This window comes from Chryseobacterium endophyticum, from assembly GCF_056333165.1.
Window position 1 is genome coordinate 191,677 of the sequence record NZ_JBWGXE010000006.1, and the last position, 24,461, is coordinate 216,137.

Here is a 24,461-nt window from a genome sequence, read left to right on the forward strand (position 1 = left end):
ATTTACCTCCCTTAAAAATTGCACTTCTCTCAGGAAAATTTTATTTTTACACTTTAAATATTTCCCTTGAATTACGCCCAGATTGTTTTACCATTAAATTTAAAAGGATCTTTCACCTATAAAGTTCCTGAAGACCTGATTTCCAGTATTGAAGTTGGAATGCGCGTCCTGGTACCTTTTGGAGGAAAGAAAATTTACACGGGAATTGTCTTTGAACTGCACGACAGGCTTCCGGAAAATTTTGTAGCGAAAGAAGTCATCAGTATTCTGGACGATAAACCGATTGTTCCCGAAGAGCAGATTAAATTTTGGAACTGGCTCTCGGATTACTATCTGTGCGGTCTTGGTGAGATTTACCGTTTTGCCTTTCCGTCATCCTTAAAACTGGAAAGTGAGACATATTTAAAGCTGAAACCCAATATCACGGTGGATTTTGAAAATCTGGATGTCAATGAAATGTATCTTATCCAGGCGCTGGAAGTACGGCAGCTCATCAACTTAACGGATATTGAAGCTTTTATCCCGAAAAAAGAGATCATCAAAACCATCAATTCACTGATTGATCTGCAGTACATAGAAATCGATGAAAAAATTGCAGAAAAATATAAAGCAAAGGAAGTAGCCTATGTCCGTATTAATGATGAGGTCTTAAAGAATCAGAATTTAACCGATATTCTGCTGCAACTCAGCAGAGCCAAAAAACAAAAAGAACTCTTTTTACAAATCCTTGAACTGCAGACCGAGAACCCGGATGCAGCCATTAAAAAAGCAGATCTTTTTGAAGACGGCTATTTCGGAAGTTCTCATTTTAAAGCATTGGCAGATAAAAATCTGGTTGCAGAATACTATGTTCAGAAAGACAGGCTGGAAAGCTACGAAGGTGAAATTGAAGAGATCGAAGAACTTTCTGAGGCTCAGAATGCCGCAAAAACAGAAGTGGATGAGGCTTTTGAAGAGGGAAAAAATGTGCTCCTCCATGGCGTAACTTCATCCGGGAAAACCCATATTTATTTAGAGAAAATAGAAGAATGCATTAACGAAGGTAAAAATGTGCTGTTTTTGTTACCTGAAATTTCATTAACGAAACAGATTACACAGAGACTGGAGAAAAAATACGGACGTAGGCTGGGGTTTTATCACCAAAAACTGACCGATTTTGAGAGGGTGGAAGTATGGCGCAGAATCCGGCAGAATGATATCGGGATCCTGATCGCAACAAGAAATGCACTGTTTTTACCGTTTCAAAATTTAGGACTGATTGTGGTTGATGAAGAGCACGACTCGGCGTACCGGCCACGGGAAGTTTCCCCTTATTTTAATGCGAAAGATGCGGCCCTCGTTTTAGGGAACTTTTATGGCGCCAATGTGATTTTAGGATCTGCAACGCCTTCTGTGGAAAGCTATTACAACGCAAGAAAGGATAAAATGGCTTACGTGTATCTGGAAGAGCGTTTTGGAAAGGTAAAGCTCCCTGAATATGAACTGATCAATTTTAAAGAGGCCCAGGATTCGAAAAAAGTTTCCGGGAACTTTTCTTTACAGGTCATTGATGAGATCAAAAAGGTTTTGGAAGAGAAAAATCAGGTTATCGTCCTCCACAACCGCCGTGGTTATGCCAATGTGGTGGAGTGTGAAACCTGTGGCTATGTGAATTACTGCTCGAATTGTGATGTGGTAATGACGTATCACAAGGCCGCCAATGAAATGAAATGCCACTACTGTGGGCAGCGGGCTTCCAAACCGAAAACCTGTCCGAAATGTTATTCCGAAAACCTGAATGAACGCGGGGTAGGCGTAGAGCAGATCCACGAAGAAGTCTCAAAGCTTTTTCCGGAACACGAAGTTGACCGCATGGACGTCGATTCCATGAGGAAAAAATTTGCCTACGAAAAATTGTATGAGAAAATAGAAGACCTCGAGACTGATATAGTCGTCGGTACACAGATGATTTCCAAAGGTTTGGATTTTAATCATATCGAACTGGTTGCCATCCCGAAAGCAGATTCTTTGCTGTATGTCCAGGATTTCAGGGCAGAAGAACGTGCCTACCAGCTGATTACGCAGGTTTCCGGTAGGGCGGGACGAGTTTCGGGAACGGGGAAAATCATTATACAGACCTATAATCCTGAACATTCCGTTTTTCAATTGATTAAAATGAATAATCCTGCGAAAGTCTATAAATACATATTGACTGAACGCCAGAAATTCCATTACCCGCCTTTTACGAAGCTGATTATGATCGAGCTGAAACACAGGAAAGAAGATAAGGCCAACAGGGCGTCGCAGTTCCTGGGTTCGATTCTGAGAAAATATCTTCCTGAAGATTGTGTTCTGGGTCCTGAAAAAGCACAGATTGCAAGGCTCAATAACCTGTATCAGTTTCAGATCATGCTCAAGCTTCCGAGAGGAAAAAAGTATGATGAATATAAAAAGCTGGTGTTAGAAAGTCTGAAAGAATTTGACGAAATTACTGCATACCAAAGCATTAAAAAAGATGTTTTTGTTGATTTTTAACATTTTTTAACAAATTTTATAGGGTTTTATAAGGCCCTGGCATATCTACTTCTAGCAATATTTTCTACATTTGATCGTTGATTATATGTTTGGCTGTTTAATTTTCAATTTAACCCATTGATTTTTAATTCATCCAAACTATAGCAAAATGAAAAAATAGATGGTAAATTTCAGAAAGTATATTTCAGGTGTTGCGGTGCTGGCTTCAGGATTTTTTCTTGCCCAGTCTACCGTATCTACAGTGCTATATTCTCAGGCTTACGACAATCAGAACAGCGGCTTAAACTTACCTTCTCCCATCACCTCGATGGTAGAAAAAACGGTCCTGTCAGCCAAAGAACTTGTAGACATTAATGTAAACACGATGATGACCGATCCGGTGCTGAAAAACGCAACCTGGGGATTCGTAGTGTACGACCCGAAGACGAAGAAAGTAATTTCTTCATATAATGAAAATACTCCGCTGGTTCCGGCTTCCACAACAAAATTATTAACCACCGAGACAGCCATGAGCCTGCTGGGTGAAAATTACCGCTGGAATACCCAGCTGGAATATTCGGGAAGTATTGATGAAAATGGAGTTCTTAATGGAAATCTTTATATTGTAGGAAGCGGCGATCCTTCTCTGGGAAGCAATAAAGGCGGGGCCTGGGCGTACAGGGATATCGTTTCAGATTTTAAAGAAGGACTTTCCCGCGAAGGAATCAAAAAGGTAAATGGTGATATTATTATCCAGACAGCGCTTTTCAAAGGCAATATTTCAAAGCTTCCGGAAAATGTTGTTTGGCTGGAAAACAATAATTATTATCTTCCTGCCGGTACCACGCGTGAGATCAATCCTGCAAATGAAAAACTGATCGTTAAAAAATCAAGTAACCTTTCCGCAGAAAAGAAATTCTTCTATGTTTCTCCGTATAACCATCAAATGGTATATGCCGATAAATATGAAGGAGATCCTATTTTAACTACAAAATTACCCGATGCTCCTGCTTATCTCGCCAATACCTTCAGAACGACACTGGTAAAAACAGGAATTCCTGTTACCGGAAAAGTAACTCCTAAAATGACAGATGCCAATCCTGAAATTAGAAAAATGATTTCGGTTTATAAATCACCAACATTAAGCGATATTATTTTCTACACCAACCAGCATAGTGACAACGGCCTGGCCGAAGCACTTCTAAAAACCGTAGGATTCCAGAGCCTGGGTGATCAGACGACCGAGTCGGGAAGAAAGGTGGTAACGGAACACCTTAAAAATGAGGGTTTTGATATGATGGGTTTAAATTATATCGACGGAAGCGGACTTTCCAGAAGTAATAATGTAACACCGATTGCCCAGGCAAAGTTTCTGACTTCCTTAATGGATGAAAAGTTTTACAAAACATATCTCAATTCTTTACCGGTAGGAGGACAGTCTGGAACATTGAAGAGAATGTTTAACGGTGCCGGAAACGGACAGGTTTTTGCTAAAACAGGAACTTTAAACAAAGTAAAAACTTTAGCAGGATATATGAAAACAAATACCGGAAAAACTTTGGTTTTCTCCCTGATGGTCAACAATTATTCAGGATCAGTGGATATGGTGAAGAAAAGAATGGAAAAAATTCTTGAACCTGCTTTAGATTTATAAAATTATTAAAATTTAATTAAGATAAAAACCTTTCGATCAATGATTGAAAGGTTTTTTTATATCTTTGATACAATTTCTGTTATATATGAGAAAATTTTATTTTTTGGTATTGAGCTTGCTTGCGGTGCAGGCTTATGCTCAGAATGACAACCTTGAAAAAAAAGGTCTGATTGCAAAGGAAATGAAGTCTTTTGCCAATAAAATGGAGGTCGGAAACACCAACCCGAATACGCTTAATTACGATCTGCAATATCAGAGGATGGATGTTTCTATAGATCCTGCTGTATACAATATTTCGGGATCCGTAACGTCACATTTTAAGCCTAATCAGAATATGAGCAGCATTTATTTTGATCTGGACGATGAGATGACGGTTTCGCAGGTTTTGTATCATGGTAATTCCCTCAATTTTCAGCAGTTGGCTACCAAAGAAGTTAAGATTGATTTCGCATCTTCCATTTCGGCAAATGTTGTGGACTCACTTACCATCAATTATTCGGGACAGCCGTCTGCCATGAACGACGCTTTTTTTAATGGAACACAAAGCGGAACGTTTGTTTTGTCAACCTTAAGTGAACCTTACGGCGCACAGGATTGGTTTCCGACAAAACAAAGTTTAAATGATAAAATTGAAAGATTCGATATCAAAGTTACGACGCCTTCTCAATACAGTGTGGCGGCCAACGGAAAGATGATGTCTGAGACAACGCTCGGTAACGGCCAGAAACGTACATTCTGGAGAACGCAGTATCCTACCGCTGCCTATCTTATTGCGCTTTCAGTCACCAATTTTGTAAAGCTGAACGATACGATGGGGAACCCGCCTTTTCCTTTTGTGAATTATGTCTTTCCTTCCACAGCTTCCAACAGCACCAGTATGAGTAATATCGAATGGACAAAAACGGTAATGAATACTTTTGAAACCTATTTCGGCCCTTACCCTTTCAGAAATGAAAAATACGGGCACATGGAATTTCAGGCCGGCGGCGGAATGGAGCACCAGACCATGTCCTCATTGGGATCGTGGGGCAGAAGTTTGATTGCACACGAGCTTGCCCATCAGTGGTTTGGCGATAAAGTAACCTGTGGCGCCTGGAATGATATCTGGCTGAACGAAGGTTTCGCTACTTTCGGGGAACATCTCGCCAATGAAAAGCTTTTAATGAACAATAATGAATTCAGGAATTATCTTTTAGGCCAAAAGGATTATATTACCAGTGCGCCAGGAGGAAGTGTGTATGTAGATGATTCTAATTTACAAAATGTGAGCATGATATTTAATGGAAGGCTTTCTTACGGAAAAGGAGCGTATGTCCTGAGAATGCTGAAGTGGATTTTAGGAGATAATGCTTTCTATCAGGCTCTTAAAGAATATCATGCGAGACCTGCGCTGGCATATAATTATGTGAGAACCCAGGATTTCAATGCTTCGCTGCTGACTTCTACCGGACAGGATTTTACAGAATTTTTCAATGACTGGATCTACGGACAGGGATATCCGACGTATAATATTCGCTGGAAACAAACCGGAAGTACGCTTACGATTAAAGCTTCCCAAACGCAAAGCAGCCCGACCGTAAGCTTTTTTGAAATGCCTTTACCAGTGAAAGTAAACGGAACAGGAGGACAGATCGCTTATTTTGCTTTAAACAATACTTCAAACAACCAGTATTTTACAGAGAGCGTCAGCTTTCCTGTATCAAGTTTAGAGTTTAATTATGATTACCAGATTCTCGAGAAAAATTCTACCGTTGCCCAGGATAATTCACTGGCAACTTCCGATCTTATTAAAGACGAATTTGCCCTATACCCAAATCCTGCCAGAAATGAAATAAATCTTAAAGGAATTAATAAACCGACAGATTTTACGATTTATTTCATAGATGGTAAGCTGGTGAAAAAAGGAACCTATCAGCCCGAAAAGCCGATCGGAATTTCAGAGCTGGTTCCGGGAACCTATATTTTCAAAATGAATGATAAGAATGTGAAGTTTTTAAAAAAGTAATTCTGTAAAAATAATAATTTAAACCTTCGGATCTCTGAAGGTTTTTTTTGTTTTTCCTAATTTTGTTAAAAAAATTAACATTGATGTAAGGTTTTAAGAATTTTTTTCATAACTTGTCCACAACTAAATTACATTTTTATGAAAAAAATTCTATTTTATTTAGGGACATTTATGTCATTGGGTGTACTGTCGGTCAGTGCGCAAACTTCGAAAATTTCTTTTGAAGCGTCGGAAGGTTATACTGTCGGAAGTCTTGGTGGTCAGCAAGGCTGGACTGCTTGGGGAGGGATTCCTCTTACTAATCCTACAGTGGCTGCTTCCAATGCTACAGATGGAGTAAACTCATTTACAATGCTAAGTGAAGGAGATATTTTAGATCTGTGTGGCATTGAAAAAAATATTTCAAGTCTTGTAACCGGCGATGATGTAGAAATCTCATTTGATTACAGATTTGATGGCTTGGATGGCTCGGATTATGAAATTGCGGTCTATAATGACAATGTAGATTATTATTACACCGCAAGATTAAAGATTGATTATGAAACCGGTACGATGAGTTATAGAACGGGCACTACACTTGTTGATGGTCCTGTACTAAATCCTAATCAATGGTATAATATTAAGATTGGAATTAAAAAGTCCACCAATATATTACAGTATTGGGTGGATGGAACTCAGATTTACAGCGGAGCCTTGGGTACCTATAAAAATGCACATACAATCGACTTTGTTTATGATGATTTCGGAACAGGATTTAAAGTTGATAATATTCTTGTTGCCAATCTTGGTACTTTGGCGACAAATGAAGTTGGGAAGAAAGAAAATATTAAGGTTTTTCCAAATCCTGTAACAGAAATTCTAAATATAGAAACTGATTCCAAAATTGTTTCCGTTTCCATTTTTGACGCAAAGGGTAGTTTGGTAAAAGCCATTTCTAATGCTGATGAAAAAGTTGATGTATCAGGACTTACTACAGGAAATTATGTCGTTAAAGTGAAAACAGATAAATCTGAATTCACGAAAAAATTCATTAAAAAGTAAAATGTCTGATCTTAAGCATTTAGGCATTACAAATTACACAGCCGTTTCATCATGATGAAACGGCTTTTTTTATTAAATTAGCGAATCTTAAAAAATTATTAGAAATGATCTCTGAAAAATATCTTGAAAATCTACAGAACGAACTGCAAAATATTGAAAACGAAGGACTTTATAAAAGAGAAAGAATCATTACTTCTCAGCAAAGTGCGGAAATAGAAGCCAACGGGAAAAAACTCCTGAACTTCTGTGCCAACAATTATCTGGGATTATCCAACAATCCGGAGGTAATGAAAGCTTCTCAGGATATGATAGCATCTCACGGCTACGGAATGTCTTCGGTTCGTTTTATCTGCGGAACTCAGGATATTCATAAACAATTGGAGCAAAAAATTGCCGACTTTTTAGGTCTTGAAGACACCATTTTATACGCTGCCTGTTTTGATGCCAACGGAGGTGTTTTTGAACCGTTATTTACAGAAGAAGATGCCATTATTTCTGATGAATTGAACCACGCATCTATTATCGACGGAGTACGTCTTTGTAAAGCAGCAAGATACCGTTATAAAAACAATAATATGGAAGACCTGGAAGCTCAGTTGATCGCAGCTTCAGAGAAAAATCACAGGTTTAAAATTATTGTGACGGATGGTGTTTTCTCTATGGACGGAATCGTTGCCGATCTGAAAGGTGTTTGTGATTTAGCAGATAAATATGATGCATTGGTAATGGTTGACGACTCGCATGCAACAGGTTTCATCGGGAAAACAGGACGTGGAACACATGAGGCAAACGATGTGATGGGAAGAGTAGATATTATTACTTCTACATTAGGTAAAGCTTTAGGGGGTGCTTTAGGAGGTTTTACTTCCGGTAAAAAAGAGATCATCGATATGTTGAGACAGCGTTCCAGACCTTATTTATTCTCAAATTCACTGGCTCCAGGAATTGTCGGGGCAGCGTTGAAAGTGCTGGATATGATTTCCGAGGATACTTCTCTTCGTGATCAGGTCATGGAAAATGCAGCATATTTCAGAACAGAGATGAAAACCAGAGGTTTTGATATTCCTGATGGTGATGCGGCGATAGTTCCTGTCATGCTTTATGATGCGCCTTTGGCTCAGAAAATGGCTGAAAAGCTGATGGATGAAGGAATTTATGTAATCGGATTTTTCTATCCTGTGGTTCCGAAAGGGAAAGCAAGGATACGGGTTCAGCTTTCTGCAGCACATACAAGAGAACACCTGGATAAAGCCATTGCTGCTTTTGAAAAAGTAGGAAAAGAATTAGCAGTAATTTCTTAAAAATAAACAACTCTACACTTGTAGAATAAAAACAGAATTTCTATTTTTACAGAAATTCTGTTTTTTTATGCAAAAATTATCCTTTTTACTGATCTTTTTAATATTGGTTTCCTGTAAAACAAAGACCAATCAGTATGTTACAGATGAAAAGAAAGTAAGCAAGCGAGACGGCAGATGGAACGAAGAATATTCTGCAGATGAAGGGACAATTCACGCTACCGGAAAATATAAAATGGGCGAAAAAGTGGGCGTGTGGAAGATGACCTTCAATGGGCTAAAATACCAGAAAGATGTTATCAGAAAAGACATCACCAAAACCAAAAGATATTTTCCGAATGGCAGAATTATGGAAAAAGGAAAGTCAAAACTGGAAATATCAGACCGGGAAAGACATTGGTTTTATGACGGTCCCTGGAAATATTATAATGAAAATGGCAAACTTCTGTATATCAAGGTATATCATCAGGGACAGAAAACAGACAGTATTTCAATGGTCCGCTAAATTTTAGCTCTTAAAAAAAATATTTTGTGGTATTGCTAAATATTATATTTTAGCAATCTAAAACTGTTATAATATTCATGAGACTACAAATTTTACTTTGTACCGCATTGGCATTGGCAATACGGATCGCTGCCCAGGAAAAACCTGAAGAGGTACCAACACAACAACAACAACAACAACAACAACAACAACAACAACAACAGGATCACCTGCAATCGTCACAATCATACGGACAAAAGAAGGAAAGAGATCACTCCATCATTACCATAAGCGGCCTTGCCCCATTACGCGATCAGCGATGGAACGTCGGATATATGCATAAACTGAATAAAAGATGGTGGATCGGGGCAGAGGTAGCCTACGGACAAAAAGGGATGACTCCCTATAACCTCGGATTTGAAGGCGATTTCAAAGTTTTTGAAATAAAACCGGAATTGTATTATAGCCTGAATCCCCAATCCAGACTGAAACATTTTATTTCCGCGGAAATTTCTTATCTGAATCACAGGTCAGAACGGGCGGATGACGGATATTACGACACGGCCGGACAATATTACAATTATACGGCAGCCGATTTTAAAAGAAGACGGAAAGCATTGACCATCAACTACAGTATCTTATTAGGCCGCAGCTCATCGTGGTTCGGTTTCATGCCTAAAGTAGGATTGGGAATTGCGCACAGAAGTATTTCATATCACAATGTTGAAGGAAAGACGCTTTCTGATGAGCCGATCGATGTACTGCCTTTTCTGCCGGAAATGGATAGGGAACAAAGCGGTTTGCGGCTTTTAGTCAATGCAGATATAAAGTTTATTTTTAAATTTTAGAACCTTAACAGCTTTCTTTTTTATTATACCGTGAATCATCTTATTTTACCGTCATTTTTTTATAATAAACCTTCTTTTTTTGTGAAATAACTTATCTTTGCAAACAAATTTTTCAAATGCTTTACACCATTATAAAAGCACTTCATATTATCTTCATGGTGAGTTATTTTGCGGGAATTTTTTATCTCGTACGGATTTTTGTGTACTATAAAGACACGGATGAATTTGCGGAAGATAAGAAGAGAATCTTAAGGGAACAATATACTTTCATGGCACGCAGGCTTTGGAACATCATCACGGTTCCGGCTGGTGTGATTATGACGGTCTGTGGATTCATCATGATTTTCCTGAATTTAGGATTGATGAAAACCCCTTGGTTTCATTTAAAACTAACGTTCCTTATGGGTTTGGCGATCTATCATTACTGGTGCTGGAAGAAAGTTTTAAAGCTGAAAGAATTAAACGGGAATACACTACAAACTGCCAATATCAAATTAAGGCAGGCGAATGAAATCGCAACCTTTATTTTGTTTCTGGTAGTGTTCACCGTTATTCTGAAATCTCAGGTTATTGAATATTGGTGGCAATTAATCTCAGGATTTCTCGTTCTGGTATTCTTGATTATGATGACGGTGAAACTGGTTAATAAAAAAAAGAAAAAATAAAGGCTTTAGGCTACAGGCAGTAAGCGATCAGCTTTTACCTGCTATTTATAGCCTATTGCTTACTGCAAATTAAAAAAACTATGATTGCAATTTTAAAAAAAGAACTTTGGAGCTACTTCGGAAACTGGAGCGCGTGGGTGATCATTGCGGCTTTCAGTCTCATCGCGACGCTGTTTCTGTTTTTTTTCGACAACGACTCCAACATCTTTGAGATCGGAATGGCTTCTTTACAGAGTTATTTCGTTTTGGTACCGTGGCTGTTGATGTTTATAATTCCGGCGCTTTCCATGAAAACTTTTTCGGAAGAGCAGCAGACAGGAACCTTAAACTGGCTGTTTTCCCAACCGCTCAAAGTTTCAGATTTGGTGTTCGGGAAGTTTCTTTCAGTATGGATCGTTGGAATTTTATGTTTGATTCCATCCTTAATTTATCTCTACACCGTCTATGTTTTAGGGGTTCCGGAAGGAAATATTGATTTGGGGATGACCTTCGGAAGCTATATCGGCCTGATTATTTTGATAGCGGCATTTTCCGGAGTAGGAATTTTAGCTTCTTCACTTTCGCAGAATCAGATCATGGCTTACCTGCTGGGAGTTTTTATGTGCTTTATCATGTATTTCGGGATTGAGCAGCTGGCTAGCTATAAATTGCTGGGCGGAGCAGATTTTATTTTGCAGAATGTAGGGTTTTATCAGCATTTCCTTGGCTTCACAAGAGGTCTTATCGATTTTAAAGATGTTGCCTATTTCGTATTGATTATAGGGATTACATTGGTTTTGTCTAATCATTTCATAAATAAAAAGAAGTAAAATTATGAAGAAGATACCCTTTAAATCTCCGTTAGGAATTTTACTTTTCATCATATTGCCTTTGGTGATTATCCTGGCTGTTGCAGGAATCCGACTGGATTTAACCAAAGAAAAAAGATACACTCTTTCTGAAAATACAATAAAAGTTCTGGAATCGGTTCATAAACCTTTAACGGTGGATGTTTACCTGGAAGGAGATTTTCCCGCAAGCTTCAAGCAGCTTCAGAGCGAAACGAAATTCATGTTGGAAGAATTCAGAAAAATCAATCCGCAAATCGATTTTAAATTCATCGACCCTATCAAAACAAAAATGTCTAAAGACACATTGATGGCGATGGGCATGCAGCCTTCTGTTCTTCCCGATATCAAAGACGGTAAAGTTTCGCAGATCATGCTTTTCCCTTATGCAGTGGTGAAGTACAACAAAAGAGGGGTTTCCATTCCATTGGTGGTACAACAAACTGGAATTGATGCCGATCAGCAGCTGACAAAATCGATTGAGAATTTAGAGTACAATCTCGTTTCCAATATCAAGAATATTGCGGCCAATAAAAGAAAGAAAATTGGGATTCTCGTTAATCAGGATGAATTGAATCCAAGAGAATTTCAGGGATTCATGCAACTGGCAACAGAAAGTTACGATGCCGGTCCCATTATTCCTAAGAACCAGACCGAACTTACTTTGGCTGATGTCCCGATGTTGAAGCAGATGAGCGCCCTCGTTATTGCCAAACCAAGAAAAGCTTTTACCGACGGAGAAAAAGTGATTCTTGACCAATACATCATGAACGGCGGGAAAACTTTGTGGATGATTGACGCTGTCAACGCTGAGATGGATACACTGATGAGGTCACAGAAAGTAATGCCTTTCCCGGTAGATATTAATATGACAGACTTTTTCTTCAATTATGGAATCAGGATCAATCCGGCATTGGTAAAAGATGTGAAGAAATTTGCCTTGCTGAGATTAGTGACCGGCGAAGTAAGCGGAAATCCTCAGTACACAAGCCTCCCATGGCCATACTTCCCGTTAGGGATCGCGGAAAACAACAATCCGATCACGAAAAATATCAATCCGGTGAAGTTTGAGTTCCCGACTTCAATTGATACATTAGGTGGAAGGAAAAATATTAAAACCAACGTTCTTTTTGAATCCAGTGAAAGAACTTTACTGAAGCAGGTTCCCAACTATGTCGATTTAAAAGAAATTTCAAGTGTCGACAGTCTTGGACAAATGGAAAAACCAAGCACCCCGAAAATCTATGCCGTGTCTTTGGAAGGGAAGTTCAATTCTGCTTACGCTTCAAGAATCGAGAGGAAATCGTACCCTGGATTTAAAAGCTCAAGCCCCGAAAATAAAATGATCGTCATCGCCGACGGAGATGTAGGAAGAAATAAAGTACTGAAAGGCGAACCGCTTCCTTTGGGAGTAGATCTCCTGACTAACGAACAGTTCGGGAACGAACAATTCCTGAGAAATGCCCTGGACTATTTGCTGGACGACAGCAATCTCATGGATCTCAGAAACCGAAACATCGAAGAAAGGCTGCTTGACCGACAAAGAATTACCGAAGAGAAAAACAACTGGCAATGGTTTAATCTGCTGCTGCCACTGGTAATTATCGGACTTTTAGGAGCTTTGTTCTTCTGGTTGAGAAAGAAAAAGTTTGGATAAATGATATAGAAAAAGAGAAGTCTAAAACTTCTCTTTTTTATTTGATATTTCGTTTATCATCGATCATTTTAATTGGATTCTGTCTCGTATCAAAGATGTCATTTTATGATATAGTTAGTCTCAATTTTATAAATAATTTTAAAATTCTTACTCAAAATATAACGATGTTGCTGATTTAGTTTTTCAAGATATAATTCAATTTGACCGGATTTAGGATTTTGAACTAATTGTCTTGTTGAATTTAAAATCTGTTTTCTGATTTTATGTGCAACTTTTTTATTCGCTTTATCAGTATAGTACTCGAAAATAATCTTTAGATTTTCAATAGCAAAATCTGTCCATATAATTTTCATGGATTACCAATTAGCAGAAAAATTTTCTAAATCTTCCTGACTTTTGAATCTTCCGTTTTTGAAGTCATCTTCGGATCTTTCGATACGGTTAATTAATTCCTCAACAGTAAAAGGGACAAATTCAGAATGATCTTCCTTCTCCACCTTAGATAAAATATATTCTTCGATTTTCTCAAAGAAGCTCTCATCCTGAAGTTGAGCTAAATAGGTGATTAAGTTTAATTTTCTGGTTTGAATATCCATGACCGATATATTTAAATCAAAAGTACAAATTAATTTTTAAAGCTTTCAATAAGTTGCTACATATCAATTAAACGCCCTCCTAAACTCACCGGGCGACTGTTTCACCTTCTGCTTAAACAGCTTACTGAACGATTGTGGATGTTCAAATCCCAGCTCATAAGCGATTTCACTCACGGATAAACGGGTTGTGCTCAGACGTTCTTTAGCGTGATCGATCAGCTTGTTCTGGATATGTTGCTGCGTATTTTGTTGGGTATGGATGCGCAATAAAGTGCTCAGGTAATTCGCTGAAATATTCAATTCTTCGGCGATGGATTTTACAGAGGGAATTCCGTTCTCAAGAAGCTTTCCACTGGTGAAATATTGGGAAAGGACTTCTTCAAACTTCTCCAGCAATTCGTGGCTTGATTTTTTGCGGGTAAAAAACTGGCGTTCATAAAAACGTTCGGCATAGATCATGAACAGTTCGAGCTGGGCAACAATCAGTTCCTGGGTAAATTTATCTGTATTGTTCCGGTATTCCTTTTCAATGTTTTTAAAAAGATCGACGATAATCTGCTCTTCCTTGTCCGACAGGAAAAGGGCTTCATTGATCTGGTAGCTGAAAAATTCGTACGACTTGATTTTCTTGATCAGCGAAGTTCCCCAAAGGAAATCAGGATGAATCAGCAGCAGATATCCCGTCGGTTCCACTTCCACATCAGGTTTCATTTCAAGGCTCAGAAACTGAAGCGGCGAAACAAAGCATAAAACGCCGGAATCAAAATCATATTCCTGCTGCCCGTAATTGAATTTGGCATTCACATTTCTTTTCAGTCCGACCGAATAGAAATTCTGGATCCATTTAAGCTCCGTATCATTGACCGGGTATTTTACCTTGCTGTAATCGATAAGACTGATCAGCGGGTGTTCCGGGTTCGGGATATTACAGAACGCATGAAATTCTGAAAGTGAATTAAATCTGAAGGTCTGTTTCATACCGCTAAATTATCAATTATTTTGAAATGTAAATCGGATAAGACTTGAAAAATCAGCGCCTTCTGTCATTTTGGTTGTATTTTTATAGATGGGTTCCAATAAAAGTTCTATTTTTAGAAATCATAAAAAACATTGCCTGATGATCAGTAAAGCCCTGGAAACCTGTTACGAATTTCCGTTTTTCCTGCCTGAAGAACTGGAAGAGATCTACAATGCACACGAAAAAGTGACTTTCCATAAAGGAGATTTTATCCTGAAAGAAGGAAAGACCGCCAATGAGTATTATATCATGGAAAAAGGCCTGGCCCGGTCATTCGTTAATGATTTTAACGGAAATGAGGTTACCATCAATTTTTTCGTAGACAGTGAGATTGTTATTGAAGTCTCTTCCCTGTTTCAGCGAATTCCCACACAGGAAAATATAGTCTGCATTACCGACTGCGAGTGCTGGAAAATGGATTTCGATACCTTTCAGGAGCTTTTCCATAAAATCCCGAACCTCAGGGAATGGGGAAGGGCATGGATGTCCCAGCAGCTTTTCATTGGAAAACAGCGCTCCGTGGAAATGTTCACCCTGTCTGCGACCAAACGGTATCTCAACCTTTTAGAACAAAAACCTTACGTTATACAGTTTGCACCCCTCAAGCAGATCGCTTCGTATCTGGGCGTTACCGACACTTCACTAAGCCGTATTCGTAAGGAACTCGTGTCGCATCCCCCAAAACTGTAAATCTTGTCTTATGGCAAGTTGACTTTCATAGCAACTGGGTAATTTTGGGTTAAAGCTTAATCTTAAAAATTACAATATGAAAGTCAACCAGATTTATGTCAACCTTCCGGTAAAAGATATTCCGAAAACAAAAGAATTCTGGACGAACCTGGGATTTGCTATCAATGAACAGATTTCCGACGAAAGAGCGGTTTGTGTCCTGATGAGCGATACCATCTCCGTAATGTTCCTTACCGAAGATTTTTTCGAAACCTTCTCTGAAAGACCGGTACCCAAAGGCGATACCACGCAGGTCCTGGTTGCGTTAGGACTCGGCAGTCGTGAAGAAGTCGACCGTATGGTGAATGCCGCCGTAGCAAACGGAGCTACCCAACACGAAGAACCGCAGGATCACGGATGGATGTATCAGAACTCGTTCTGGGATATCAACGGCCACGGCTGGAATATCATCTTTTCCGATCCTTCCCAGATGCCTTCCTGATTTACATTCAACCTAAAATCCTAAAGTTATGGACAAACCGTTATCGCATAAGCTGGATATCATTATCCCTGCATTTCGTGGCCACAGCCAGAATTTTCTGATGGTGCTCGATGGCATTTCAGAGGAAGATGCCTTAAAAAGAATTGAAAGCAGAACCAACCACATCATCTGGATGGCTGGGAACTTTCTCGATATGCGGTATGCATTAGGAAACATTCTGGGCCTCAGTGAAGAATTTGAGTTCAAAGATTTTTTCTTTCAGGGAAAAGCTTTGGATGAAAGTTTTAAATATCCTTCTTTACAACAGCTGAAAGAGGCTTTCCACAAAATTTCGCCACCGGTTTATCAGAAATTGCTGGAAGTATCCGATGAAGATCTGGACCAGGATTTTCCGATGGGAATGAACATCGACTTTTTCCCGGAGACCGTTCTGAATTTTGTCGGAATGTGTATCGGCCGCGAAGATTACCTGTGCGGGCAAATCGGATTAATGCGCAGGATACTCGGCTACGAAGGAATGAAATATGACTTTGATAAAGATCTTAAATATTAAAAAACTATTAGAAAAGACCTCGGGATCAGATGTTTTGTCCTTGCTGCCAGGGACAGTTTGTCCTCCGACCGGGTGACAGGGTTTCCTTCGTCCGGGGGATAGGGTGTCCTTCGCCCGAGTGTGGGTGTCCGGACAGTACGAGTGTGGATGTGCGGACAGTGCGAGTGTGGGTGCAGGGACAGTACGATAGAGGGGACGTTGACAACCCCTATATATAAAAAGAAACCAATTAAAAATAAAGAATCATGGCTAAATTAAATTCTTATCTGAACTTTGACGGTAAAGCTGAGGAAGCTTTCAACTTTTACAAATCTGTTTTCGGGGGTGAATTCCTCGGCGTAATTTACAGAATGGGAAATGCTCCCGGAACGGAAAACTTGTCGGACGATGAAAAAAACAGGGTGATGCACATCGCACTCCCTATTGGAAATGACCTCCTGATGGCATCCGACATCGTTCCCAGCTTCGGACAGACCCTGAACGTCGGAAACAGCAATTACGTATCGATTTTCCCGGAATCGAGGGAAGAGGCAGACCGGCTTTTCAAGGGGCTTTCTGAAGGCGGAAATATAGAAATGCCTATCGAAGACCAGTTCTGGGGAGATTATTTCGGAAGCTTTCAGGATAAATATGGTATTTATTGGATGGTAAATTATAACGAGGAATACACAAAATAGTTTATCTTTAAAATAATAAAGGATGGCAGGATGCTGTCCTTTATAACACCAAATATAAAATTATATGGAACCGATCAGTATCGATATTACGATTTTAGCACCCGTTCAGAAGGCTTGGGATTATTTCAATGCCCCCGAACATATTACCCAATGGAATTTTGCAGATGAAACCTGGGAATGTCCCTCTGCCGAAGTAGATTTAAGGACGGGAGGAAGATTTAAAACCAGAATGCAGGCTAAAGACGGAAGCTTCGGATTCGATTTTGTCGGAATTTATGACGAGATCGTTCCCCAAAAAAGCATCACCTATCATACCGAAGACCACAGAAAAGTACAGGTGATCTTTGAAAAGGTGGATGAAAACACTACGAAAGTGACGGAGATTTTCGATCCTGAAAAGCAAAATCCTGTTGAAATGCAAAGAGATGGCTGGTATGCTATTCTTAATAACTTCCATAAGTACGTTGAGAACCATTAATACAATTTTCCGTCATGATCAATCTGGTGATAATGGCAAAGTGTCTCCATTCAATGTGTGCTGTCAGTCATGCTGTACATGGGAATTTCCTGCAGGGCATTATTCCTGCGCCGGCCAGAAGAGCTCTTGAAAAAGAAAAAATTGATTCCCTGGAAAAACTCTCGGGTTATTCTGAGGAGGAAATCAGGCAGATGTGTGGTTTTAATAAAAGCGCGTTACAGAAGCTTAAATTGCACATGATGGAAAACGATATATATTTTAAAAATATTGAAAGTTAGCTTGCTGTTATCCAAAAACGTAATTCAATATCAAAGCCTCTATCATTTGCTGAATGATTAGTTTATGCTGAGCCTGCCGAAGTACCTTTGCGCTCGGAAATAAATAGGATTGATTAAAAAAAACCTTGCGCCTTTGCGTTAAAAAAGAAATGCACACACGTAAGCTAATACTCAGAATTAATTATGATCAACCTTAAATTAAAAACAATGAACAACAATATTTTTCCCTGCCTTTGGTACGATGAAGGTGCCAAAGAATCTGCAGAATTCTACTGTAAAATATTTAACGGAAAGATTACGGCAGATACTCCTGTCGTGATGAATATAGAACTATTCGGACAGAAGCTGATGCTCCTCAATGGCGGGCCGCAATTCAAAAAAAATGCTTCGGTATCTTTCATGGTCATCTGTGAAACGGAAGAGGAAGTCATGACATACTGGAATCAGCTGATGGATGGCGGCATGGCTTTAATGCCTTTGGATTCTTATTCCTGGAGCAAAAAATACGGATGGCTTAAAGATAAATACGACGTTACCTGGCAAATCTTCCTGGGCGAAAAAACAACAGATCAGAAAATCATTCCGACCCTCATGTTTATGCATGGCAACAACGGCAAAGCCATGCAGGCAATGGAGTTGTACACCCGTACTTTCCCGAACTCCACGATCGGGAATATCCTCAAATACGGAGACGGAAGCGAAGAACATCCTGCCACCGAAGATCCCGGAAATATTCAGCATGCCCATTTTGTCATAGATGGTTACAGCTTTTTCTGCATGGATAGCTCATATAATCATCAATTTGATTTCAATGAGGCCATATCCATGGTCGTCATGACGGAAGACCAGGAACAGACCGACCATTACTGGAATGTTTTAACGGCTGACGGAGGCCGGGAAAGCATGTGCGGCTGGCTGAAAGACCGCTTCGGATTCAGCTGGCAGATTGTTCCTAAAAAATTAATAGAGCTTATGGGCGATCCTGATCCGGTAAAAGCGCAGAAAGTCGTTCAGGCCATGATGAGGATGCAGAAAATTATCATAGAAGATCTGGAAAAAGCTTATCATTCTTAAAAATGTTAAACTTTTTTAAATGTCGTCCGTCCCTTTTAGCGGATACCATAATTTTTAAGCTTCGGCTTGCTGTTTGATGATAGTTAGAGAAAAAGATTTGCTTATGAAAACACAGAACAAGTCAGATTCTAAGTCGAAAGTCCCTAAAGAAGGGCTCTATCCTGAAATTATCCGCGAAAATTATAAAGGCAGCGAAAAGCTGTCCGGTAAAAAAGCCCTGATCTCCGGAGGAGACAGTGGTATCGGCCAAGCTGTTGCCGTACATTATGCCCGTGAAGGCGCCGAGGTCGCCATTATATATAAAGAAAGTGATGACGATGCTCTCGAAACCCGCAAACTGGTCGAAAAGGAAGGGGCGAAATGTTTCTTATTAAAAGGAGATATCTCGAAAAAAGAATTCCGCAAAGAATGTCTTAAACAAATTAAAAAAGAATGGAAATCCCTGGATATTCTCGTTAACAATGCGGGAATTCAGTTTCCAAAAGACGAGATAGAAAATATTTCCGATGACCAGATCTATGAGACCTTCAATACGAACATTATCTCGATGATCTCTTTCACAAGGGATTGCCTGGACCTGATGGACAGCGGTTCCAGGATCATTTGTACCACCTCGGTCACTGCTTATCGCGGCAGTGATCATCTCATCGATTATTCTTCTACAAAAGGGGCAATCGCCACATTTATCCGTTCTCTGGCTACCAATATGGCCGAAAAGAATATCCTGGTCAATGGCGTAGCACCCGGCCCGATCTGGACGCCGCTGGTAAAAGAAACTTTTGACGATGTTTCGGATTTCGGGAAAGACAATCCGATGAAAAGAGCAGGACAGCCTTCTGAAGTAGCTCCCGCGTATGTTTTTTTAGCATCACAGGATTCCAGTTTTATTACCGGTGAGATCATTCATATCAACGGAGGAGACTTTGTCGGCGGATAGTATTTTACACACATTAACAGCTAGTTTTAAATAAAATTATGGAAAAATTGAATTTTGATATCGAGATCAATGCAGAAGCAATAAAGGTTTGGAGCGTACTTTGGGATGACTTTTCGTTTAGACAGTGGACTTCAGCCTTTACGGAAGGATCTTTTTATCAGGGAACATTAGAAGAGGGAAATATTATAAAGTTCCTTGATCCCAAGAACAACGGAATGTACAGTGAAATTGTAAGCATGGTTCCCAACGAAGAGATTACATTACGGCATCTGGGCGAGATCTACGAAGGGGTCGAAGCTCCTCGTGACTGGGGAGATGCCACTGAAAAGTATGTTCTTACCGAGAATGAAAATATCACGCATTTGCATGTTGAAATTAATACTTCGGAAGAATACCGTTCATTCTTTGAAGAGAAATTTCCGGAAGCCCTGCTGAATGTAAAGCATCTTTCCGAGAACCAACTTTAATCAATTTAAAAATGGAAACTTTATCTTACGAAATCATCATTGATGCACCCAGGCAAAAAGTTTGGGACGTTTTGTGGAACGAAAATACCTACAGTGAATGGACCCGGTTTTTCAGTCTGGGTTCCGTCATGAAATCAGACTGGAAAGTGGGAGGAAAAACCTACTTTCTGAATGCAGAGGGAGAAGGCATGGTGTCAACGATCGACAGCATGCAGGAGCCGGAACAGATGATCTTCAAACATCTGGGGATGGTCGACAAAGAAGGAAATGAAGATACCGAAAGCATGCCCGTAAAGCAGTGGAGCGGATGTTTTGAAAAGTATATCTTGATAGATTACGACGGAAAAACCAAACTGCATGTTGAGGTGCAGACCGAAAAAGACTGGCAGGATCACATCAACACAGGCTTTACCCAGGGATTAGAAGTGGTAAAAAATCTTGCTGAAAGCAAAGCGTAAGAATTAACTACAGATCATATTTTAATCATAATCTGCATAATCAGCACAATCAGCGGGAGTTTTTTTTACACTCGCAGATTTAGCGGACTGAGCAGATTCATTTCGCTCTCAATCTGCGTAATCAGCACAATCAGCGGGAGTTTTTTACTCTCGCAGATTGAGCGGATTGAGCAGATTTATTTTTGCATATTGATCTGTGAAAATCTGTGCTAATCCGTGGTTTAAAAGTAAACATATGAGAATCTGGGAAAAGCTATGAGACAAATATAGTATGTGCTATCGTTTGTGAAAACACTCCCGCAATTTGCGTAATTTACGTCCTTAATAAAAGTAAATATGAAATTATTAACAATTCTCTTTGCAACATTTGTTCTAGCCTTATTAGGAACGAAAATTATTCAGGGTGACTGGAATTTTCTGTTTTCCGGAAATCTCGGAATGGCTGTTTTCATCATATTTGTAGGCTTTTCACATTTTAAATTTCAAAAAGGAATGGCGATGATGATTCCTGATTTTATTCCTGCAAAAATGTTTTGGGTCTACGCTACCGGATTCATCGAAATTGCCGCCGGAATTGGCCTTATGATCCCTTCGATCCGTGAACTGACCGCTGTTTTATTAATTATTTTCTATGTTTTGGTTTTCATTGCCAACATCAATTCAGCGAAGAAAAAGATCAACATTTTTAAAGCTGATTTTACAGGTCCCGGAATGGATTATCTTTATAAACAAAGGATTCCGATGCAGATTATCTTAATCGCCTGGACATGGTATTTTGGGATATATCTGAATTAGTATAAATTTTCAGCTTCTTTTTGAGCAGCATGATATTTTTTCCAGCTGAATGTAACAATTCTTAGGTTCGGGGCGTCTTATTAAAAAGACATTTAATCCAAACCATGAAATATGAATATCAATGCTAAAATTTTCGGGATAACACAAATTGTAATATCCGCCGTAATGATGAATGCACAGACCAATACCACCAAGCTGCCGGGAGATCCTACCCTGGTTTCTACAAAAGCAACATTCGATCAGCTGATTTCTTATGACAAAGGAAACTTCAAGTATAAAGTGGAGGATTACTTTGCAAGGCCCAAAGCCTCCCAGTTTAAAATTTCTCCGGATGGCCAGTATCTTTCCTATAAAGAAAAGGATAAGGACAGTAAAAACCACGTGTATGTAAAAAACCTCAAAACCGGAGTCATTACCAAAGCGCTGGAAGAAAAAGATGACCTGATCCGAAGCTACGGATGGCTGGATAAAAAAAGGCTGTATTATACTCAGGATCGCGGAGGCAATGAAAATACACATTTGTACGCAGCGGATATTGACGGTAAAAACCTGAAAGATCTTACCCCTTTTGAAGGAATTACCCTGGGAATGGTAAACATTATCAAAGATACACCCTTTGTTGTGGTGACGATGAATAAAAACAACAAGCAGATCTTTGAACCCTATAAAATAAATTTCAACACCGGGGAGATTACTCAGCTGTATGAGAACAAAGACGTCAACAGCCCGATCGATGATTATATCTTCGATAAAGACGGAAATCTCCGAGGATACGTTGTGCTTGAAAACGGGTTAACTTCCAAGCTTTACTATAAAGATCTGCAGACCGGAAAGTTCAATCTCCTGAAATCGACAGACTGGAAAGACAGCTTTTACATCATCAGCTTTAATGAAAATTCGAAAAATAAGGATGAAGCCTATGTCGTGACCAATCTTGATGGAGATAAATCACGAGTTGTTCTGTACGACCTGAAAAAAGATGCAGTCATTAAGGAAATATATTCCAATCCGACGTTTGATGTCAATTCAATCAGCCTTGCGGAAAAAAACAGGAATTACGAACTGGATTATATCAGCTACAACGGCATTAAAAATGAAACGATCCCGGTAAGCAAATTCTATAAAGAAGTCTATGACAAACTGGCTTCAGAATTCGGCGACAAACAATTCTATGTTGTTTCCTCGGATGATAAAGAAGATAAGCTGCTGGTCGTGGTAGACAGTGATAAACTGTATGGTAAATATTACGAATACGACACCAAAACCAAAACCACAAAGCTTCTGTTTGATCTGATGCCACAGCTGAAAGAAGAAGATATGGCGGAAATGCGCCCTATCGAATTTAAGAGCAGGGACGGGCTGACCATCCATGGATATATCACCTTACCAAAAGAAGCATTGCAGGGTAAAAAAGTTCCTTTAATCGTAAATCCTCACGGCGGTCCGCAGGGAATCCGTGATGATTGGGGCTTCAACCCGGAATCGCAGCTGTTTGCAAGCAGAGGATATGCCACATTACAGGTAAATTTCAGGATTTCCGGAGGCTATGGCAAGGAATTCCAGAAATCCGGGTACAAGCAAATCGGAAGAAAAGCAATGGATGATGTGGAAGATGGCGTAAAATACGCTATTGAACAAGGCTGGATTGACAAAGATAAAGTAGCTATCTATGGTGGAAGCCACGGAGGTTACGCCACTTTGATGGGGCTGATTAAAACGCCGGATCTTTATTCCTGTGGGGTCGATTATGTTGGAGTATCCAATATCTTCACCTTTTTCGATTCCTTCCCGGAATACTGGAAACCGTACAAAGAAATGGTAAAGCAGATCTGGTACGACCTGGACAATCCTGAAGAGGCCAAAATTGCCAAAGAAGTATCGCCTGTTTTCCAGATCGATAAGATCAAAAAACCTTTGTTTGTGGTTCAGGGAGCGAACGATCCAAGGGTGAACATCAACGAATCTGACCAGATCGTAAAAGCACTGAGAGCTAAAGGTTTTGAGGTTCCTTACATGGTAAAATATGATGAAGGCCACGGATTTGGTAAAGAACCGAACCGGATAGAGTTTTATAAAACCATGCTTGGATTCTTTGCTCAGAATTTCAATAGGTAATCCAATTAATTTTTATAATTATCCAACGGAAAGTCAGTCTGGCTTTCCGTTTTTTTGTCTAAAATTTCTTATTGCTGATTCATCTTAGCCCCGATTGCAGTGAAAATCCTTTTTTTTGCGGTTGAAAGTCCGTCTCCCCGGGAGAGGGATTTAAGGTGAGGAAAAAAGATTGCAACGAAAAGCGGGAAACAGCTTCTGAAAAACATGATTAATAAAAGAAAATCCTGATTTCCCGAAAAATATTTTAAATTTATTAAAGTAAAACAAAAATTTCAATCGTCATAGCAATATGGAGATTGTCGAAAAAATAACAATGCCACAGAAGGAGAAGGAAAATATCATCTCACAAACCGTTTCAAAGTACGGAGGAAAGCTGATGTCGTACATTCGCCCCAAAGTGAAAAATACGGAAGATGCGGAAGATATCCTGCAGGAAGTGTGGTATCAGTTCAGCAGCCTTACGAATCTCGGTGAGATTGTGAATGTAGGCGGTTGGCTGTACAGGGTGACGGCCAATAAGATTACCGACAAATACCGTAAAAAGAAAACCGAAAACCTCGAAGATTTCGTATACGAAGATGAAGACGGAGATTTTTCGATAAAAGATATCCTGCTGATGGATGAAAGTGCAGGCCCTGAAGTAAAAATGTTTCAGGATGAAATCTGGAAAAAGCTGTTTGAAGCACTGGAAGAACTGCCGGAAAAACAAAGACTTGTATATGTTGAAAACGAACTCAATGACAAGACCCTCCAGGAAATTGCCGATGAACATGGTGAAAATATCAAAACCATCATCAGCCGTAAAAATTATGCGGTAAAACATTTAAGAAACAGATTGAGAAAATTATACGACGATTTAAACAGTTAGAAAT

At 39.5% G+C, this 24,461-nt stretch carries 26 protein-coding genes; 23 read left to right on the top strand and 3 right to left on the bottom strand.

Annotated features, from left to right (window positions below; genetic code table 11):
• Positions 1-66: 66 nt before the first annotated feature.
• The 10 genes from priA (at position 67) to gldG (ending at position 12,972) form a co-directional block, all read left to right on the top strand.
• Positions 67-2,514, top strand: a complete 2,448-nt coding sequence (gene priA / locus AC0N32_RS14790) for a replication restart helicase PriA (RefSeq protein ID WP_476394626.1) — start codon at positions 67-69, stop codon at positions 2,512-2,514.
• Positions 2,515-2,674: 160 nt separating this feature from the next.
• Positions 2,675-4,147 carry a D-alanyl-D-alanine carboxypeptidase/D-alanyl-D-alanine endopeptidase gene (gene dacB, locus AC0N32_RS14795; RefSeq protein ID WP_476394627.1) on the top strand — a complete coding sequence of 491 codons (1,473 nt, stop codon included), beginning with the start codon at positions 2,675-2,677 and terminating at the stop codon, positions 4,145-4,147.
• A gap of 85 nt (positions 4,148-4,232) precedes the next feature.
• Positions 4,233-6,152, top strand: coding sequence for a M1 family metallopeptidase (locus AC0N32_RS14800; protein WP_476394628.1), 1,920 nt, complete (start codon positions 4,233-4,235; stop codon positions 6,150-6,152).
• A gap of 138 nt (positions 6,153-6,290) precedes the next feature.
• Positions 6,291-7,193: a T9SS type A sorting domain-containing protein gene (locus tag AC0N32_RS14805; protein WP_476394629.1), complete on the top strand. Its 903-nt coding sequence runs from the start codon at positions 6,291-6,293 to the stop codon at positions 7,191-7,193.
• A gap of 104 nt (positions 7,194-7,297) precedes the next feature.
• Positions 7,298-8,494 (top strand): glycine C-acetyltransferase, encoded by a 1,197-nt coding sequence (gene kbl, locus AC0N32_RS14810; RefSeq protein WP_476394630.1) that lies wholly within the window; start codon positions 7,298-7,300, stop codon positions 8,492-8,494.
• A 67-nt stretch (positions 8,495-8,561) separates the two neighbouring features.
• Positions 8,562-8,996 (top strand): toxin-antitoxin system YwqK family antitoxin, encoded by a 435-nt coding sequence (locus tag AC0N32_RS14815; RefSeq protein WP_476394631.1) that lies wholly within the window; start codon positions 8,562-8,564, stop codon positions 8,994-8,996.
• 77 nt (positions 8,997-9,073) lie between these two features.
• Entirely contained in the window at positions 9,074-9,823 is a 750-nt protein-coding gene (locus AC0N32_RS14820) for a hypothetical protein (protein WP_476394632.1), read from the top strand.
• 116 nt (positions 9,824-9,939) lie between these two features.
• Positions 9,940-10,488: a CopD family protein gene (locus AC0N32_RS14825; protein ID WP_476394633.1), complete on the top strand. Its 549-nt coding sequence runs from the start codon at positions 9,940-9,942 to the stop codon at positions 10,486-10,488.
• 80 nt (positions 10,489-10,568) lie between these two features.
• Positions 10,569-11,297: an ABC transporter permease gene (locus AC0N32_RS14830; RefSeq protein ID WP_476394634.1), complete on the top strand. Its 729-nt coding sequence runs from the start codon at positions 10,569-10,571 to the stop codon at positions 11,295-11,297.
• Positions 11,298-11,301: 4 nt separating this feature from the next.
• Entirely contained in the window at positions 11,302-12,972 is a 1,671-nt protein-coding gene (gene gldG / locus AC0N32_RS14835; protein ID WP_476394635.1) for a gliding motility-associated ABC transporter substrate-binding protein GldG, read from the top strand.
• Between the two features lie 98 nt (positions 12,973-13,070).
• On the opposite strand, the gene AC0N32_RS14840 is transcribed toward gldG, so the two are convergent.
• The 3 genes from AC0N32_RS14840 to AC0N32_RS14850 all read right to left on the bottom strand — a co-directional run bounded on the left by AC0N32_RS14840 (position 13,071) and on the right by AC0N32_RS14850 (position 14,546).
• Positions 13,071-13,325 carry a type II toxin-antitoxin system RelE/ParE family toxin gene (locus AC0N32_RS14840; protein WP_476394636.1) on the bottom strand — a complete coding sequence of 85 codons (255 nt, stop codon included), beginning with the start codon at positions 13,323-13,325 and terminating at the stop codon, positions 13,071-13,073.
• Between the two features lie 3 nt (positions 13,326-13,328).
• On the bottom strand, positions 13,329-13,568 hold the full coding sequence (locus AC0N32_RS14845; RefSeq protein ID WP_476394637.1) for a hypothetical protein: 240 nt from the start codon (positions 13,566-13,568) through the stop codon (positions 13,329-13,331).
• A gap of 63 nt (positions 13,569-13,631) precedes the next feature.
• On the bottom strand, positions 13,632-14,546 hold the full coding sequence (locus AC0N32_RS14850; protein WP_476394638.1) for a helix-turn-helix domain-containing protein: 915 nt from the start codon (positions 14,544-14,546) through the stop codon (positions 13,632-13,634).
• Between the two features lie 139 nt (positions 14,547-14,685).
• Between AC0N32_RS14850 and AC0N32_RS14855 the strand changes: the two genes are divergently transcribed.
• From AC0N32_RS14855 to AC0N32_RS14915, 13 genes are all read left to right on the top strand, one after another.
• Positions 14,686-15,276 carry a Crp/Fnr family transcriptional regulator gene (locus AC0N32_RS14855; protein ID WP_476394639.1) on the top strand — a complete coding sequence of 197 codons (591 nt, stop codon included), beginning with the start codon at positions 14,686-14,688 and terminating at the stop codon, positions 15,274-15,276.
• Positions 15,277-15,352: 76 nt separating this feature from the next.
• Entirely contained in the window at positions 15,353-15,757 is a 405-nt protein-coding gene (locus AC0N32_RS14860; RefSeq protein WP_476394640.1) for a VOC family protein, read from the top strand.
• 28 nt (positions 15,758-15,785) lie between these two features.
• The gene (locus AC0N32_RS14865) at positions 15,786-16,310 is read left to right on the top strand and encodes a DinB family protein (RefSeq protein WP_476394641.1); all 525 of its coding nucleotides are present in this window, start codon (positions 15,786-15,788) and stop codon (positions 16,308-16,310) included.
• Between the two features lie 245 nt (positions 16,311-16,555).
• Positions 16,556-16,987 carry a VOC family protein gene (locus tag AC0N32_RS14870; protein ID WP_476394642.1) on the top strand — a complete coding sequence of 144 codons (432 nt, stop codon included), beginning with the start codon at positions 16,556-16,558 and terminating at the stop codon, positions 16,985-16,987.
• A gap of 64 nt (positions 16,988-17,051) precedes the next feature.
• Positions 17,052-17,465, top strand: coding sequence for an SRPBCC family protein (locus tag AC0N32_RS14875; RefSeq protein WP_476394643.1), 414 nt, complete (start codon positions 17,052-17,054; stop codon positions 17,463-17,465).
• A gap of 32 nt (positions 17,466-17,497) precedes the next feature.
• Complete coding sequence (locus tag AC0N32_RS14880) at positions 17,498-17,743, top strand: helix-hairpin-helix domain-containing protein (protein WP_476394644.1); 246 nt, start codon at positions 17,498-17,500, stop codon at positions 17,741-17,743.
• A gap of 207 nt (positions 17,744-17,950) precedes the next feature.
• Positions 17,951-18,817, top strand: coding sequence for a VOC family protein (locus AC0N32_RS14885; RefSeq protein ID WP_476394645.1), 867 nt, complete (start codon positions 17,951-17,953; stop codon positions 18,815-18,817).
• Positions 18,818-18,920: 103 nt separating this feature from the next.
• Positions 18,921-19,754, top strand: coding sequence for an SDR family oxidoreductase (locus AC0N32_RS14890; protein WP_476394646.1), 834 nt, complete (start codon positions 18,921-18,923; stop codon positions 19,752-19,754).
• A gap of 38 nt (positions 19,755-19,792) precedes the next feature.
• A complete protein-coding gene (locus AC0N32_RS14895; RefSeq protein ID WP_476394647.1) occupies positions 19,793-20,221 on the top strand; it encodes an SRPBCC family protein in 429 nt (142 codons plus the stop codon).
• Between the two features lie 11 nt (positions 20,222-20,232).
• The gene (locus tag AC0N32_RS14900) at positions 20,233-20,679 is read left to right on the top strand and encodes an SRPBCC family protein (RefSeq protein ID WP_476394648.1); all 447 of its coding nucleotides are present in this window, start codon (positions 20,233-20,235) and stop codon (positions 20,677-20,679) included.
• A 336-nt stretch (positions 20,680-21,015) separates the two neighbouring features.
• Complete coding sequence (locus AC0N32_RS14905; protein WP_476394649.1) at positions 21,016-21,474, top strand: DoxX family protein; 459 nt, start codon at positions 21,016-21,018, stop codon at positions 21,472-21,474.
• 111 nt (positions 21,475-21,585) lie between these two features.
• Positions 21,586-23,589 (top strand): S9 family peptidase, encoded by a 2,004-nt coding sequence (locus tag AC0N32_RS14910; RefSeq protein WP_476394650.1) that lies wholly within the window; start codon positions 21,586-21,588, stop codon positions 23,587-23,589.
• A 313-nt stretch (positions 23,590-23,902) separates the two neighbouring features.
• A complete protein-coding gene (locus tag AC0N32_RS14915; protein WP_476394651.1) occupies positions 23,903-24,457 on the top strand; it encodes an RNA polymerase sigma factor in 555 nt (184 codons plus the stop codon).
• The last annotated feature ends 4 nt before the right edge of the window (positions 24,458-24,461 follow it).

Excerpts from the sequence above, each read along its gene's own strand:
- dacB (WP_476394627.1), top strand. The coding sequence starts at position 2,675 with ATGGTAAATTTCAGAAAGTATATTTCAGGTGTTGCGGTGCTGGCTTCA.
- AC0N32_RS14800 (WP_476394628.1), top strand. The coding sequence starts at position 4,233 with ATGAGAAAATTTTATTTTTTGGTATTGAGCTTGCTTGCGGTGCAGGCT.
- AC0N32_RS14805 (WP_476394629.1), top strand. The coding sequence starts at position 6,291 with ATGAAAAAAATTCTATTTTATTTAGGGACATTTATGTCATTGGGTGTA.
- kbl (WP_476394630.1), top strand. The coding sequence starts at position 7,298 with ATGATCTCTGAAAAATATCTTGAAAATCTACAGAACGAACTGCAAAAT.
- AC0N32_RS14815 (WP_476394631.1), top strand. The coding sequence starts at position 8,562 with ATGCAAAAATTATCCTTTTTACTGATCTTTTTAATATTGGTTTCCTGT.
- AC0N32_RS14820 (WP_476394632.1), top strand. The coding sequence starts at position 9,074 with ATGAGACTACAAATTTTACTTTGTACCGCATTGGCATTGGCAATACGG.
- AC0N32_RS14825 (WP_476394633.1), top strand. The coding sequence starts at position 9,940 with ATGCTTTACACCATTATAAAAGCACTTCATATTATCTTCATGGTGAGT.
- AC0N32_RS14830 (WP_476394634.1), top strand. The coding sequence starts at position 10,569 with ATGATTGCAATTTTAAAAAAAGAACTTTGGAGCTACTTCGGAAACTGG.
- gldG (WP_476394635.1), top strand. The coding sequence starts at position 11,302 with ATGAAGAAGATACCCTTTAAATCTCCGTTAGGAATTTTACTTTTCATC.
- AC0N32_RS14840 (WP_476394636.1), bottom strand. The coding sequence starts at position 13,325 with ATGAAAATTATATGGACAGATTTTGCTATTGAAAATCTAAAGATTATT.
- AC0N32_RS14845 (WP_476394637.1), bottom strand. The coding sequence starts at position 13,568 with ATGGATATTCAAACCAGAAAATTAAACTTAATCACCTATTTAGCTCAA.
- AC0N32_RS14850 (WP_476394638.1), bottom strand. The coding sequence starts at position 14,546 with ATGAAACAGACCTTCAGATTTAATTCACTTTCAGAATTTCATGCGTTC.
- AC0N32_RS14855 (WP_476394639.1), top strand. The coding sequence starts at position 14,686 with ATGATCAGTAAAGCCCTGGAAACCTGTTACGAATTTCCGTTTTTCCTG.
- AC0N32_RS14860 (WP_476394640.1), top strand. The coding sequence starts at position 15,353 with ATGAAAGTCAACCAGATTTATGTCAACCTTCCGGTAAAAGATATTCCG.
- AC0N32_RS14865 (WP_476394641.1), top strand. The coding sequence starts at position 15,786 with ATGGACAAACCGTTATCGCATAAGCTGGATATCATTATCCCTGCATTT.
- AC0N32_RS14870 (WP_476394642.1), top strand. The coding sequence starts at position 16,556 with ATGGCTAAATTAAATTCTTATCTGAACTTTGACGGTAAAGCTGAGGAA.
- AC0N32_RS14875 (WP_476394643.1), top strand. The coding sequence starts at position 17,052 with ATGGAACCGATCAGTATCGATATTACGATTTTAGCACCCGTTCAGAAG.
- AC0N32_RS14880 (WP_476394644.1), top strand. The coding sequence starts at position 17,498 with ATGGCAAAGTGTCTCCATTCAATGTGTGCTGTCAGTCATGCTGTACAT.
- AC0N32_RS14885 (WP_476394645.1), top strand. The coding sequence starts at position 17,951 with ATGAACAACAATATTTTTCCCTGCCTTTGGTACGATGAAGGTGCCAAA.
- AC0N32_RS14890 (WP_476394646.1), top strand. The coding sequence starts at position 18,921 with ATGAAAACACAGAACAAGTCAGATTCTAAGTCGAAAGTCCCTAAAGAA.
- AC0N32_RS14895 (WP_476394647.1), top strand. The coding sequence starts at position 19,793 with ATGGAAAAATTGAATTTTGATATCGAGATCAATGCAGAAGCAATAAAG.
- AC0N32_RS14900 (WP_476394648.1), top strand. The coding sequence starts at position 20,233 with ATGGAAACTTTATCTTACGAAATCATCATTGATGCACCCAGGCAAAAA.
- AC0N32_RS14905 (WP_476394649.1), top strand. The coding sequence starts at position 21,016 with ATGAAATTATTAACAATTCTCTTTGCAACATTTGTTCTAGCCTTATTA.
- AC0N32_RS14910 (WP_476394650.1), top strand. The coding sequence starts at position 21,586 with ATGAATATCAATGCTAAAATTTTCGGGATAACACAAATTGTAATATCC.
- AC0N32_RS14915 (WP_476394651.1), top strand. The coding sequence starts at position 23,903 with ATGCCACAGAAGGAGAAGGAAAATATCATCTCACAAACCGTTTCAAAG.